General features: G+C 74.2%; 13 protein-coding genes. 5 read left to right on the top strand and 8 right to left on the bottom strand.

Going from position 1 to position 12,854, the window contains the following annotated elements; all coding sequences use genetic code 11:
* Positions 1-14: 14 nt before the first annotated feature.
* The 6 genes from ACFWV2_RS04065 to ACFWV2_RS04040 all read right to left on the bottom strand — a co-directional run bounded on the left by ACFWV2_RS04065 (position 15) and on the right by ACFWV2_RS04040 (position 4,926).
* On the bottom strand, positions 15-671 hold the full coding sequence (locus tag ACFWV2_RS04065) for a class F sortase (protein WP_384401300.1): 657 nt from the start codon (positions 669-671) through the stop codon (positions 15-17).
* 190 nt (positions 672-861) lie between these two features.
* On the bottom strand, positions 862-1,422 hold the full coding sequence (locus tag ACFWV2_RS04060) for a hypothetical protein (protein WP_384401297.1): 561 nt from the start codon (positions 1,420-1,422) through the stop codon (positions 862-864).
* Between the two features lie 130 nt (positions 1,423-1,552).
* Positions 1,553-2,497 (bottom strand): beta-ketoacyl-ACP synthase III, encoded by a 945-nt coding sequence (locus tag ACFWV2_RS04055; protein WP_384401294.1) that lies wholly within the window; start codon positions 2,495-2,497, stop codon positions 1,553-1,555.
* A gap of 174 nt (positions 2,498-2,671) precedes the next feature.
* Positions 2,672-3,055: a (2Fe-2S) ferredoxin domain-containing protein gene (locus ACFWV2_RS04050; protein ID WP_351211734.1), complete on the bottom strand. Its 384-nt coding sequence runs from the start codon at positions 3,053-3,055 to the stop codon at positions 2,672-2,674.
* The gene (locus tag ACFWV2_RS04045; protein WP_384401290.1) at positions 3,052-3,573 is read right to left on the bottom strand and encodes an isochorismatase family protein; all 522 of its coding nucleotides are present in this window, start codon (positions 3,571-3,573) and stop codon (positions 3,052-3,054) included. The genes ACFWV2_RS04050 and ACFWV2_RS04045 overlap by 4 nt, the downstream gene beginning before the upstream one ends.
* Before the next feature lie 156 nt (positions 3,574-3,729).
* Positions 3,730-4,926 (bottom strand): bile acid:sodium symporter family protein, encoded by a 1,197-nt coding sequence (locus ACFWV2_RS04040; protein WP_384401287.1) that lies wholly within the window; start codon positions 4,924-4,926, stop codon positions 3,730-3,732.
* Positions 4,927-5,058: 132 nt separating this feature from the next.
* Between ACFWV2_RS04040 and ACFWV2_RS04035 the strand changes: the two genes are divergently transcribed.
* The 4 genes from ACFWV2_RS04035 to ACFWV2_RS04020 all read left to right on the top strand — a co-directional run bounded on the left by ACFWV2_RS04035 (position 5,059) and on the right by ACFWV2_RS04020 (position 9,805).
* Positions 5,059-5,925 carry a LysR substrate-binding domain-containing protein gene (locus ACFWV2_RS04035; protein ID WP_384401284.1) on the top strand — a complete coding sequence of 289 codons (867 nt, stop codon included), beginning with the start codon at positions 5,059-5,061 and terminating at the stop codon, positions 5,923-5,925.
* 374 nt (positions 5,926-6,299) lie between these two features.
* Positions 6,300-8,123, top strand: a complete 1,824-nt coding sequence (locus ACFWV2_RS04030) for an AMP-dependent synthetase/ligase (RefSeq protein ID WP_384401281.1) — start codon at positions 6,300-6,302, stop codon at positions 8,121-8,123.
* Positions 8,124-8,327: 204 nt separating this feature from the next.
* Complete coding sequence (locus ACFWV2_RS04025) at positions 8,328-9,122, top strand: aldo/keto reductase (protein ID WP_360787608.1); 795 nt, start codon at positions 8,328-8,330, stop codon at positions 9,120-9,122.
* Positions 9,123-9,340: 218 nt separating this feature from the next.
* The gene (locus ACFWV2_RS04020) at positions 9,341-9,805 is read left to right on the top strand and encodes an RICIN domain-containing protein (protein WP_384401279.1); all 465 of its coding nucleotides are present in this window, start codon (positions 9,341-9,343) and stop codon (positions 9,803-9,805) included.
* A gap of 21 nt (positions 9,806-9,826) precedes the next feature.
* Here ACFWV2_RS04020 and ACFWV2_RS04015 read toward each other — a convergent pair whose 3' ends face one another.
* Together ACFWV2_RS04015 and ACFWV2_RS04010 are read right to left on the bottom strand one after the other, a co-directional pair.
* Positions 9,827-10,795, bottom strand: a complete 969-nt coding sequence (locus tag ACFWV2_RS04015; RefSeq protein ID WP_384401276.1) for a class I SAM-dependent methyltransferase — start codon at positions 10,793-10,795, stop codon at positions 9,827-9,829.
* A 103-nt stretch (positions 10,796-10,898) separates the two neighbouring features.
* Positions 10,899-11,831, bottom strand: coding sequence for a cupin domain-containing protein (locus ACFWV2_RS04010; protein ID WP_384401273.1), 933 nt, complete (start codon positions 11,829-11,831; stop codon positions 10,899-10,901).
* A 139-nt stretch (positions 11,832-11,970) separates the two neighbouring features.
* On the opposite strand from ACFWV2_RS04010, the gene ACFWV2_RS04005 reads away from it, so the two are divergent.
* The gene (locus ACFWV2_RS04005) at positions 11,971-12,849 is read left to right on the top strand and encodes an NmrA family transcriptional regulator (RefSeq protein ID WP_384401270.1); all 879 of its coding nucleotides are present in this window, start codon (positions 11,971-11,973) and stop codon (positions 12,847-12,849) included.
* The last annotated feature ends 5 nt before the right edge of the window (positions 12,850-12,854 follow it).

Genomic DNA, 12,854 nt, shown 5'->3' with positions numbered 1-12,854 from the left:
CGGGACTCGGGCGGTCAGCGGACCTCGATCAGGCGGGCCGAGACCACCACGTTTCCCGCGTAGCCGTTCTCCTCGGTGAAGGCGCCGCCGCAGGTGATCAGACGGAGTTCGGGGGCGCCGGCGTCGCCGTAGACCCGATCGGCGGGAAAGCCCTCCTTGGGGACGACCTCCACGCCGTACACGGCGAAGACGGCGATCCGGCGGTCGCGGCGCGCGATCTCCACCCGGTGCCCCCTGCCGAGTGCGCCGAGGTCGTAGAAGACGGCCCGTCCGCCCGGGGTGTCGACATGGCCGACGACGACGGCGGTGCCGCGTTCGCCGGGCGTGACGGCACCGGTGAACCAGCCCGCGAGCCGGTCGTCCTCGGGCGGAGGCGCCTCGATCCACCCTTCGGCGTCGAGCCCGACCTTCGTGACGGGCGCGTCAATCCCGACGGCGGGTACGCGGACCCGCACCGGCGTGGACGGGGGCAGCGGGTCGGGTACGGACACGGGGACGAGGGCGGCGGCCGCCCGGGGGGCGTCGGGAGCGACGGCGGCGAGGGGCTGCGGCGGACCGTCGGACCGCGGTTCCCCCGTACCACCGCGCACGAGGTGGACGCCGACGAGGAGGACGACGGCGACGACACCCCAGGCGCCAGGGCGTCCGGTCGCCTCCGCACGCCCGGTCACGTCCGACCGCCTCGTACCGTCCTCCGGGTCGCGCCCGTCCGTCCCGTGCCCGCGGGGCGCCCCGTACCGTCCGACCGTCCCACGTCCGCCGTCCTCCTCGCGCCCCGCCCGTGGATGGTGGCGCCCCTCCGTCCCGGACCTCGTCACACCGGGGCGGAGGGGCTGATCACGGCCCCCCGGTTCCCGGCCGTCAGGCGCTGTCGCCGGCGTCGCGGCGGCGGATCAGGACGACTGCGGCGCCGAGCGCGCCCGCGACGAGGACGACACCGGTGACCGTCTCGGCGGCACCGAGCCCGTCGGACTCCGCACCGGAGGCGGCGGCGGTTCCGTAGCCCGCCTTGACGCCCTTGAGCGCTCCGGGCTCCATCCGGTCGTCGTGCCCGGTCGTCGTCTTCCCGCCGGTACCGCCCTGGGCGACGGTGAGGGTGGTGGTGCCTCGCTCGCCCTCGCAGTCGAAGGTGATCTCGTACCGCGCACCGGCCTCGGCGTCGACGTCGACGGTCGCGCTGCCCGGACGGCCCTCTTCGAGGGTCACGGTGTCGAAGACGCCGGAGGTGACGGTCACCGACGGCACCTCGCAGCCGTCGGTGGTGAGGGTGACGGTGCCGCCGGGGGCGACGGTCTCGGGAGTGACGGAGAAGCCGAACGACGTGATGCCGGGGTCCTCCTCGCCCGCCAGGGCGATGGGCGCGGCCGCGACCACGACGGCGGCGCTCAGCACGGCTGCGGAAGCGGCACGTATCGCACGCATGGCGGTGTCCTCCAGATCGCGCGAGAGTCCCGGCAGCGGAGCGATTCCGTGCCGCGGGGCGACGACCCTCACCGCGATCGAAGCTAGGTCCGCCCCCGGCGCGCCGCCACCGGGCTCCGCCGAACGGGGGTCAGGGGATCCGGACGACCTGGCCCGCGTACGAGAGGTTGCCGCCGAAGCCGAACAGCAGGACCGGGGCACCGGAGGCCAGTTCGCCGCGTTCGACCAGCTTGGCCAGGGCCAGCGGGATCGAGGCGGCCGAGGTGTTGCCCGAGTCGACGACGTCACGGGCGACGATGGCGTTGACGGCGCCGATCTTCGCGGCGAGCGGCTCGATGATCCGCAGGTTGGCCTGGTGCAGGACCACGCCCGCGAGGTCCTCGGGCGCGATGCCCGAGCGCTCGCAGGTCTGCCGGGCGAGGGCGGGCAGCCGCTGGGTGGCCCAGCGGTAGACGCTCTGGCCCTCCTGCGCGAAGCGGGGCGGGGTGCCCTCGATCCGGACGGCGTGGCCCATCCCCGGGACGGATCCCCACAGGACGGGTCCGATGGCGCCGGTGTCCGCCTCCGTGGCCTCGACGATCGCGGCGCCCGCGCCGTCGCCGACGAGGACGCAGGTGGTGCGGTCCGTCCAGTCGGCCACGTCGGTCATCTTGTCGGCGCCGATGACGAGGACACGGCGCGCCCCACCGGCCCGTACGGCGTGGTCGGCGGTGGCCAGGGCGTGCGTGAACCCGGCACAGACCACGTTCAGGTCCATGGTGGCGGGCGAGGTCATGCCGAGACGGGCGGCGACGCGGGCGGCCATGTTGGGCGAGCGGTCGATGGCCGTGGAGGTGGCGACGAGGACGAGGTCGATGTCGTCGGGGGTCAGCCCGGCGGTGGCCAGGGCCTTGCCCGCCGCGTGCGCGGCGAGCTCGTCGACGGGCTCGTCGGGCCCGGCGACGTGCCGGGTGCGGATGCCGACCCGGCTGGTGATCCACGCGTCGTCGGTGTCCACCAGCTCCGCGAGGTCGTGGTTGGTGAGCACCTTGGTGGGCTGGTAGTGCCCGAGCGCGGCAATGCGAGTGCCCGTCATCCCGGGACCCCCTCGGTGGTTCGTTCTTCGGCAGGAACTCCCCAGTCTTGCCAGCGACTGATGGGTAACCGGGCACGTAACCCACCAAGATTCACGCGTACCCCTTGGCCGACCGTGACAAGGCCCCGGGCGTGGCACGGCTTCCGCGGTGTCGGGCTCGGGCCGCGGCCGGGGTCAGTTCTTCGGCGGGTCGATCATCTGGAGGGCGAGGGTCGCCGGGGGCGGGGCGATGCCGGGGCCGCCGGCCGCCGTCCAGGCGAGGATGTCGTCGAGGGAGTCCTCGTCCAGGGTGAACGCGACCCACGCGGCCCGCCCGCCGCGTCGGCGGCCTTCGGTGGAGGGCTGGACGACGACGATGTTGGCCTGGGCGCAGGGCCCGAGGCAGTCGCTGGTACGGACGGCGAGCCGGCCGCCGGAGGCCGCGGCGGCCGCCCGGAGGCGGGCGAGCTGGCCGGTGTGGTCGGTGCCGGGGTTCTTGCGGGCGTCGCCGCAGCAGCAGCCGCGGCAGACGACGAGGGAGCAGGGGCGGGCCCCGTACCGTATCGGGACGGGGGTCACGCGGGGCCGTCCAGGGTGATCGAGGAGACCGGGGCGACCGTGCCGAGGCGGGGGAAGTCGAGGGCGACGGACGCGTGGTGCTCGTCGGCGGTGAGCGCGCTCATGGCGTCCTCGGCGAAGACGAGCTCGTAGCCGTGGTCGGACGCGGCACGGGCGGTGGACTCGACGCCGAGATTGGTGGCGATGCCGCCGAGGACGAGCGTGGTGGCGCCGAGTCCGGTGAGCAGCTCGTGGAGTCGGGTGTCCTGGAAGGCGCCGAGGGTGCTTTTGACCACGACGGGGTCGCCGTCCGCGACGAGGTCGGGGACGAGGTCGCTGCCGGGCGGCTGGCGGTCGACGTTGGGCCGCTCGACCCGGACGTGGACGACGGGGGCGCCGGCGGCCCGGAAGGTGTCGGCGAGCCGGGCGGCCGCGGCGAGGACGTCGGTGCCGGGCCGGGGGGCGAGGGGCAGCGCGACGATGCGTTCCATGAGGTCGACGAGGACGAGCGCGGTACGGCCGGGATCGAGTGCGGGCATGGGAGCACCGTAGCGGCCCCGATGATCATCGCGGGCCGCACGGGGGTGTGATCCGGCCGACGGGAGCTGCTCGCCGCCACCGGCGCCCGCGCGCCCGTCCGCTTCTCCGGCGCCGCCCTCGGGGGGCGTGGGGAGCGTGCGCGGCGGGGGCCGGGGTCAGGCGCGGGACTTCGCAGTGGCCTCGGTTCGGGGGGCGGGCGAGGCGGGGTCGGGCTTCGGTGGCGGGGGCGGCTGCGTGGGGTCGGCCCCGGGGGCGGTCGAGGCGGGGTCGGGCTTCGGTGGCCGGGGCGGCTCCGTGTCGTCCGCTCGGGGGACGGGCGAGGCGGGGGTGGGCTCCGGTGGCCGGGCGGGGTCCGCGGCGTCGCGGGAACGGTGTCTCGCGATGACCGCGCAGACCATCAGCTGCATCTGGTGGAAGAGCATCAGCGGGAGGACGGCGAGCGCGGCCTGGGAGCCGAAGAGGACGCTGGCCATCGGCAGTCCTGCCGCCAGACTCTTCTTCGAACCGGCGAACTGGATCGCGACCCGGTCGGCCCGGTCGAAGCCGAGTCGGCCGGCTCCGTACCAGGTCAGGGCGAGCATCACCGCGAGCAGCACGGCTTCGACGGCGAGCAGCAGACCGAACCGCGCGGGGGTCACGAGGTGCCAGATGCCGGCGACCATTCCCTGGCTGAAGGCGGTGTAGACGACAAGGAGGATCGAGCCCCGGTCGACGTGTCCGAGGACCTTCCTGTGCCGGCCCAGGAAGCCGCCGACCCAGCGGCGCAGGAGCTGTCCCGCCAGGAACGGGACGAGGAGTTGCAGCACGATCCTCAGGAGCCCGTCGGCGGAGAGTCCCCCGGCGCTGTCACCGAGGAGCAGCGCCGCGAGGAGCGGGGTCAGGACGATGCCGGCGAGCGAGGAGAAGGATCCGGCGCAGATCGCGGCGGGGACGTTGCCCCGGGCGATCGAGGTGAAGGCGATGGAGGACTGGATGGTGGACGGCACCAGGCAGAGGAAGAGGAGACCGCTGTAGAGCTGCGGGGTGAGGACGGTGGGGACGAGGCCGCGCGCGGCGAGTCCGAGGAGGGGGAAGAGCAGGAACGTGCTGCCGAGAACGGTGAGGTGGAGCCGCCAGTGCCGGAGGCCGTCGAGGGCCTCGCGGGTGGAGAGCCGGGCGCCGTAGAGGAAGAAGAGGAGGGCCACGGCCCCGGTCGACGCGCCCTCCACGGCGTCGGCGGCGGTTCCGGAGGCGGGCAGCAGCGCGGCGAGGGCGACCGTGCCGAGGAGCGCGAGGACGTATCCGTCGACGGGGAGCCAGGACGGCGGGCGGAGGGTACGGCGTGGGGTGCGGGCTGGGGCGGGGACGGTCATGGGCTCCACTGCTCTGTGCACTGCGGGGCGGGCGGGTCGCGCGTTCCCATCCTGGTCCACGGATCGGTGATCGGGAATCCCGTACAGCCCTCTGACTGTCATCATGAAGCGTGATGAGCGTACGGTCGTCCCGTGTACGAGCCCACACACCTGCGCACCTTCCTCGCCGTGGCCCAGACGCTCAGCTTCACCCGGGCCGCCGATCGCCTGGGGCTGCGCCAGTCGACGGTCAGCCAGCATGTACGGCGCCTCGAGGGAGCGACCGGGCGGCCGCTGTTCACCCGCGACACGCACCGGGTGGCGCTGACGGAGGACGGGGAGGCGATGCTCGGCTTCGCGCGCTCGATCCTTCAGGCGCACGAGCGCGCGGCGGCCTTCTTCGGCGGGACCCGGCTGCGGGGGCGGCTGCGCTTCGGCGCGTCGGAGGACTTCGTCACGACCCGGCTGCCGGAGATCCTGGAGTCGTTCCGGCGCGAGCACCCCGAGGTCGACCTGGAGCTGACGGTCGAGCTGTCGGGCACGCTCCAGGCCCGGCTGGCGGCAGGCCGGCTCGATCTGATCCTGGCGAAGCGGCGCGGGGCGGAGAGCGAGGGCCGGCTCGTGTGGGAGGACACGCTGATCTGGATCGGGGCGCCGGGGCTGCGGCTGGATCCGGAGCGGCCGGTGCCGCTCATCCTGTACCCGCCGCCGGGGATCACCCGGGCGCGCGCCTTGGAGGCGCTGGAGGCACAGGGCCGGGCGTGGCGGATCGCGTGTACGAGTTCCAGTCTGAGCGCGAACGTGGCGGCGGCCCGCGCGGGGCTCGGGGTGATGGCGCACACGAGGGGCCTGGTGCCGCCGGGCCTGGTGCCGGTCCCGGCCCGCGCGGGGCTCCCGGAGCTGGGGGACGTCGGATTCGTGCTGCGGGGCGGGCGCCGGGGCGGGGCGGTGCAGGAGGCGGCGGACGCGCTGGCGGAGGCGATCCTGGCGGGCGGCGACCGGCTGCACAGACCGGGGTGATCGGGCGAGGACTCGACCGGGCCGCCCTCCGTGCGCGGGCGGCCACCCACCCGCGCCGGCCCGGCGGCCGGACGGAGCCCCGGTCGCACAGACCCCGCCGACCGGACGCCGCGTCGCCTCGGGGCGGCGCCGCGGTGAGCGGCCGGTACAGATTCCGTGGAGATTCCCGTCCGGTGGACGTACCGGGCGGTCGGTAACGGCCCCGGGGTGCCCGTGACTTGGCTTCTCCACCCGCCCTGACCTGTGGGAACGGGGAAGGTTCCGGCTTGGTGAAGGCCCTGCCGCCGGGGAGTCGTGTGGGGTACCGTCACCCGCGCCGTACGGAGCGCGACAAACGGGCTTTTCCAGCCACCGAGCCGTCGAGGAGCAGGTCAGTGCGCGAGTTCACCGTGCCGCCCGTCGAGGCGGCGCCTCAGGTCGGCGGTCTGGCGGACGCCCTGTACGAGCGCGCCCTCGCCGATCCCGACCGGATCGTGTTCGGCCGGAAGGGCCCGGACGGGGAGTGGCGGGACGTGACGGCCGCGCGGTTCCGGGACGAGGTCCTCGGCCTCGCGAAGGGGCTGATCGCGGAGGGGGTGCGGTTCGGCGACCGGGTCGCGATCATGGCCCGTACCCGCTACGAGTGGACGCTGTTCGACTTCGCGCTCTGGTCGCTGGGCGTGCAGTCCGTGCCGGTCTACCCGACCTCCTCCGCCGAGCAGGTCTTCTGGATGCTGCACCACTCCGAGGTCACGGCGTGCGTGGTGGAGCACGAGGACCACGCGATGACGATCGGCTCGGTGATCGACCGGCTGCCCCTGTTGCGGCGCCTGTGGCAGCTGGACGCGGGTGCGGTGGCGGAGGTGACGGCGGCGGGGAGGGACATCGACGAGGAGGTCGTGCACCGGCACCGGCGGGCGGTGACCCCGGAGACGGTGGCGACGGTCATCTACACGTCGGGGACGACCGGCCGCCCCAAGGGCTGTGTGATCACCCATTCCCACTTCATGTTCGAGACGGACATGCTGGTGGGCCGCTGGGAGCCGGTGTTCCGTTCCCGGCCGGGGGAACAGGCGTCGACGCTGCTGTTCCTGCCGCTCGCGCACGTCTTCGGCCGGATGGTGGAGGTCGCGGCCGTCCGCAGCGGGGTGAAGCTGGGCCACCAGCCGGTGATGGCGGCCGGCGAGCTGCTTCCGGACCTGGCGGCGTTCCGGCCGACCTTCGTGCTCGCCGTTCCGTACGTCTTCGAGAAGGTCTTCGCCGCTGCGCGCCGCAAGGCGGAGCGGGAGGGGAAGGCGGGGCCCTTCGACAAGGCGGTGGAGGTGGCAGTCGCCTACGCGGAGGCCCTGGAGCAGAAGGCGTTCGGGACGGGTCCGGGTCCTTCGGCGGCGTTGCGCGTGCAGCACCAGTTCTTCGAGCGGACGGTGTACGGGAAGATCCGGGCGGCGCTGGGCGGGCGGCTGCGGCACGCCATGTCGGGCGGCTCGGCGATGGACCGCGCGACAGGACTGTTCTTCGCGGGTGCGGGGGTCACGGTGTTCGAGGGGTACGGGCTCACCGAGTCCTCGGCCGCCGCCACCGCGAACCCGCCCGAGCGCACGAGGTACGGCACGGTCGGGCAGCCCGTCCCCGGCACGACGGTGCACATCGCGGAGGACGGCGAGGTGTGGCTGCACGGCGGTCAGGTCTTCTCCGGGTACCTCAACGATCCCGAGGCGACCGCGGCCGTCCTCAACGACGGGTGGCTGGCCACGGGGGACCTCGGGGCCCTCGACGAGGACGGCTATCTGACGATCACCGGGCGGAAGAAGGAGATCCTGGTGACCTCGGGCGGCAAGAGCGTCGCCCCCGCGGGCCTGGAGGAGCGGGTGCGGGCGCATCCGCTGATCGCCCAGTGCATCGTCGTCGGCAACGACCGGCCGTACATCGCCGCCCTGGTGACGGTCGACCAGGAGGCGGTGGAGCACTGGCTGGCGATGCAGGGGCGGGCGCCGCTCGCCCCGGCGGAGATGGTGCGGGACCCGGCCCTGGAGACCGAGATCCGGCGGGGGGTGGTGGCGGCGAACACGCTGGTCTCGCAGGCCGAGTCGATCCGCACCTTCCGGATCCTGGCGCATCCGTTCAGCGAGGAGCACGGGCTGCTCACCCCGTCCCTCAAGCTGAAGCGGAAGGCGATCGAGCGGGCGTACGCGGCGGAGGTCGCCGCGCTGTACGGCTGAGCTCCGCCCGCGGTCGGAGCACGCGACGTGACACCCGGGACGCGGAATGCGGAATGCGGAACGACCCGTGATCGTTGACGCTGGGAGTGGCCGCACGGCCGTCCGCGGACGTACGGCCGTCACGATTCGCGACAAGGTAAGGATCCCTCCCACGTGAGCACGGACAGCAAGGTTCCCTCCGTCACCCTCGACAACGGCGTCCGGATGCCGCAGCTCGGCTTCGGTGTCTGGCAGGTGCCGGACGACGAGGCCGCGGCCGCCGTGACGACGGCCCTGGAGGCCGGCTACCGCTCGATCGACACCGCCGCGATCTACGGGAACGAGGAGGGCACGGGCCGTGCCGTCGCCGCTTCCGGGATCGCCCGCGAGGACCTGTTCGTCACCACCAAGCTGTGGAACAGCGAGCAGGGCTACGACTCGACGCTGAAGGCCTTCGACGCCTCGCTCGACAAGCTGGGACTCGACTACGTCGATCTGTACCTGATCCACTGGCCGGTCCCCGCGAAGGACGCGTACGTCGACACGTACCGGGCGTTCGAGAAGATCTACGCGGACGGGCGTGCCAAGGCGATCGGCGTGTCGAACTTCCTCCCCGAGCACCTGGAGCGGCTGATCGAGGAGACCTCTGTGGTGCCCGCCGTCAACCAGATCGAACTCCACCCGCAGCTCCCCCAGCGGGCCGCCCGTGAGGCGCACGACCGGCTCGGCATCGCGACCGAGGCGTGGTCGCCGCTCGGCTCCGGCAAGGGGCTCCTGGACGTGCCGGCGATCGTCGCGATCGGCCGCAAGCACGGCCGGACTCCGGCGCAGGTCGTGCTGCGCTGGCACCTCCAGCTGGGGAACGTCGTGATCCCCAAGTCGGTCACCCCGTCCCGCATCCGGGAGAACATCGACGTCTTCGGCTTCGAACTGGACGCCGAGGACCTGGCGGCGATCGCCGCGCTCGACGAGAACCGCCGACTGGGCCCGGACCCGGCGGAGTTCAGCGCCGGCGCCTGAAGGCGGAGCACCCCGTGGCACCGTGCCGTCGCCGCGGTGCGGCGCGGTCCCCGACGGGGGGGCGCCCCTGCCCGGTAGCCCGTCGGCCGGGGGCCGCGTGAGCGGCGGCGGCCGCGCTGTCAGACCCGGGACATAGGGTCGGTGAACGGCCCGTGGGGGCCCTTCGCGGCCGCGTGCCGTGATGTCCGACGGCAGGGCGAGCAGAAGGAGTCGGTGCGGTGAGTGGTTCTCCGGGGCCCGTCGAGGAGGGGCTGTACCGGGTGCGGAACGTGGGCAGCGGGCTGCTTCTCGAGGTGTACGAGGGGTCGGGCCGCAGCGGGGCGAACGTGCAGCAGGGCACCGGGAACGGAACTCCGGGGCAGCACTGGCACATCACGCCCGTGCCGAACGGCGGCGGGCTCTACCACCTGGTCAACGCCGCCAGCGGGAAGCGGCTCGACGTCGCCAACGCGTCCACGGAGAACGGCGCCAACGTCCAGCAGTGGAAGGCGAACAACTTCGGGGCGCAGGAGTGGATCGTCGAGCAGGACCTCCAGTCGCCCGGGACGGTCGCGCTGGTGAGCTTCATCAGCGGGCTGTGCCTGGAGGTCGCGGACGGCTCGACGGCCGCCGGGGGGAACGTACGGCAGTGGGAGGACACCGACTCCCCGTTCCAGTGGTGGCGGCTGGAGCCGGTGTCCTGACCCGGGAGGTCCCCCGGCCCGTCAGCCCTTGCGGGCGGTGTGCACCGTACGGGCCGTGAGGTGGAACAGGTCCGGGCGGTGGTGCAGGGACAGTTCGTCGGACGGGTCGAGGAGCCGGTCGAGCGTCGCCCGGTCGTCCGCGTCGAGCCGGGCGCCGAAGCCGTCCCTGAGCCGGGTGTAGTGGGCGAGCGCCAACTCCCGCACGACCGGGGAGACCGGCGCGGGCACGTCGGTGAGGAACGTGCGGGTGCCGGCGGGGGTGAGGCCGGCACCCGCGAGGAGCGCCCGCCAGTCCTCCGGCTCGTCCTGAGCCCCGGGGAGTTCGGCGCGCATCTCGCTGAACGCGTCCGTGTGGGCGGCGTCGAGACGCGCCTCGAGGCCCGGCCGGCCGATCCCGATGTGCCGGGGCAGGTGCCGGGTGGGCAGGCCGCCCTCGACGAGGACCATCAGGCCGCCGGGGTTGAGCAGCCCGGCGAACTCCTCCAGCGCGGCCCGCTGGTCCCCGATGTGGTGCAGGGAGTTGCCGGCCCAGATCAGGTCCGCCCGCCCGAGGCCGGCGATGCCGTCGGGGAGTTCGGCGTGGACGGTGGAGACCCGGGCGCCGAGGCCGCGCGCTTCGGCGCGGGCGAGGGCACGGGCGAGGAGTTCGGGAGTGCCGTCGACGGCGACCGCCTCGGCGGCCGGGAAGGCGTCGGCCAGCACGGCGGTGACGACGCCGGGGCCACTGCCGACGTCGAGGATCCGGCGGACGCCCTGCGCCGGGGCGAGCGTGCCGAGCCACGCGGCGGCGTCCGCGTAGGCGGGGCTCGCGATCTCGGCCTGCCGCTCCAGGAGGGGGGCGATCTCGTTCCAGTCCGGGCGGCCGCCCTCGTGACGGTGGCCCTGCGCGGGACCGTGGGCGTGGGTCGGTCCGTGCCCCTGCCCGTGATCGTGACCGGGTCCGTGTCCCTGACCGCCGTGCGGGTGCGGGGGTTCGCTGTGCTGACTCATGGGCCCAGCCTGCGACGAGCCGGCGCGCGGCGCGAGAAATATTGCCGGTCCGGCAAAGAGCCGGGGGTGATGGGGGCGCCGGCCCCGTCAGGCACCGGCCCCGTCAAGCGCCGGCCCGGTGCTCCTGAGGGCTGACTCCGCGGACCCGCTTGAACGCGGCGCTCAGTGCGAACGCTCCGCCGTAGCCCACCTGCCGGGCCACCGTCTCGACCGTGGCGTCCGTCTCGCGCAACAGGTCGGCCGCGTGCGCGAGCCGCCAGCCCGTCAGGTACGCCATGGGGGGCTCACCGACGAGTGCGGTGAAACGGCGGGCGAGGGCGGCTCGGGACACGCCCGTCTTCGCGGCGAGCGAGGCGACGGTCCAGGGGTGGGCGGGGTCGTTCTGGAGCAGCCGCAGCGCGCGGCCGACCACCGGGTCGCCCATGGCCCGGTACCAGGCGGGCGCCTCGGCGCCGGGCCGGGCGAACCAGGCACGGACGCCGGCGATCAGCATCAGGTCGAGGACCCGGTCGAGGACGACGGTCTGGCCGGGTTCGTCGCGGGCGATCTCCTCGCCCAGGAAGGGCATGAGGGGGCAGTTCCACGCGTCGGCGGGCAGGTGGAGCAGCCTGGGGAGGGCGTCGAGCAGCCGCCGGCCGACCTCGCCGTCCATCCGGTAGGTGCCGACGAGGAGCGTGGTGCCGCCGTCCGGCGCGTTGCCCCAGGTGCGGACGCCGAGCCGCATGGCCTCGGCGAGCGGCTCCCCGGTGAGGGTGGTGCAGACGCCGCCGGGGCCGACGACAGCGCGCGGCGGGGCGTCGGGGGCGTCGCCGACGGTGTACGGCTCGGGGCCGCGGGCGATGGCGATGTCCCCGGGCCGCAGGAGGACGGGTTCGCCGATGTCGGGGACGAGCCAGGCCTCGCCCTCGGTGACGCACATCAGGCAGATCGGCGCCCCGTCCTCGATGCGCACGGACCACGGCGGGTCCATGATCATGCGGAGGAGGAAGGCGCCCCGGGCGCGGGGCCCGTCGAGCAGTCCGGCGAGTGCGTCCATGGAGGGAGAGCCTAGGGCTTCTCGTTCGGATCATGTCGGGGTCGATCCGGGCGGAAGACCCTGGGGAGTGAGACGCAGGCGTAGGGGCGTGAGACTGCGGAGCATGGGCAACGGCGTCCGTGGGCGGGAGTCTTGAGCCATGACGACGCACACGAACCAGACGAGCAGGACGAACGACACGACCGAAGCGAGCGACACCCGGGGGACGTTCCTCGTCACGAGCGCCACCGGGAAGACCGGGCGGCGCGTGGCCGAGCGGCTCGCGGCCCGCGGGGCGACGGTCCGCGCCGGTTCCCGTACCGGGTCGACCCCCTTCGACTGGGAGGACCCCGCGACCTGGGCGCCGGCGCTGCGGGGCGCGGACGCCGCGTACGTGGCCTACTACCCGGACCTCGCCGCACCCGGTGCGGCGGAGGCGATGAGCACCTTCGGCCGGCTCGCCACCGAGGGCGGGGTGCGCCGTCTGACGGTGCTGTCCGGGCGCGGGGAGCCCGAGGCGCTGGTGGCGGAGGAGGCGCTGAGGACGGCGGCCGACGGCGTCGAACTGGCCGTCGTCCGGGCGTCGTTCTTCGCGCAGAACTTCACCGAGGGGATGCTCGCGGAGGGCGTCGCGGAGGGGGAGCTGGTCTTCCCGGCGGGTGACACGGCCGAGCCGTTCATCGACGTGGACGATCTGGCGGACGTCATCGTGGAGACCCTGACGGCGGACGGGCACGCGGGGCGGGTGCACGAGGTGACGGGGCCGCGGCCCATGGGCTTCGCGGAGGTGGCGGCGGAGATCTCGCGTGCCTCGGGGCGCCCGGTGGTCTACCGGGCGATGCCGGAGGCCGAGTACGCGGGGCTCCTGGCCGGGTTCGGGCTCCCGGAGGCCGAGGCGGGGTGGCTCGCGGCCCTGTTCGCGACGCTCCTCGACGGCCACAACGCCTCGGCGACGGACGGGGTGAAGCGGGTCCTCGGCCGCGAGCCGCGCTCGTTCGCCGCGTTCGCCGCGGAGGCCTGGGGCGGTCAGGGCGCCTGAGACCG

The organism is Streptomyces sp. NPDC058671, assembly GCF_042716475.1.
Classification (GTDB): domain Bacteria; phylum Actinomycetota; class Actinomycetes; order Streptomycetales; family Streptomycetaceae; genus Streptomyces.
Note: the sequence above shows the minus strand (reverse complement) of the source record. Positions and strands in the feature narration are given on the sequence as shown.

Excerpts from the sequence above, each read along its gene's own strand:
- ACFWV2_RS04060 (WP_384401297.1), bottom strand. The coding sequence starts at position 1,422 with ATGCGTGCGATACGTGCCGCTTCCGCAGCCGTGCTGAGCGCCGCCGTC.
- ACFWV2_RS04045 (WP_384401290.1), bottom strand. The coding sequence starts at position 3,573 with ATGCCCGCACTCGATCCCGGCCGTACCGCGCTCGTCCTCGTCGACCTC.
- ACFWV2_RS04005 (WP_384401270.1), top strand. The coding sequence starts at position 11,971 with ATGACGACGCACACGAACCAGACGAGCAGGACGAACGACACGACCGAA.
- ACFWV2_RS04040 (WP_384401287.1), bottom strand. The coding sequence starts at position 4,926 with ATGACCGTCCCCGCCCCAGCCCGCACCCCACGCCGTACCCTCCGCCCG.
- ACFWV2_RS04015 (WP_384401276.1), bottom strand. The coding sequence starts at position 10,795 with ATGAGTCAGCACAGCGAACCCCCGCACCCGCACGGCGGTCAGGGACAC.
- ACFWV2_RS04025 (WP_360787608.1), top strand. The coding sequence starts at position 8,328 with ATGCCGCAGCTCGGCTTCGGTGTCTGGCAGGTGCCGGACGACGAGGCC.
- ACFWV2_RS04010 (WP_384401273.1), bottom strand. The coding sequence starts at position 11,831 with ATGGACGCACTCGCCGGACTGCTCGACGGGCCCCGCGCCCGGGGCGCC.
- ACFWV2_RS04055 (WP_384401294.1), bottom strand. The coding sequence starts at position 2,497 with ATGACGGGCACTCGCATTGCCGCGCTCGGGCACTACCAGCCCACCAAG.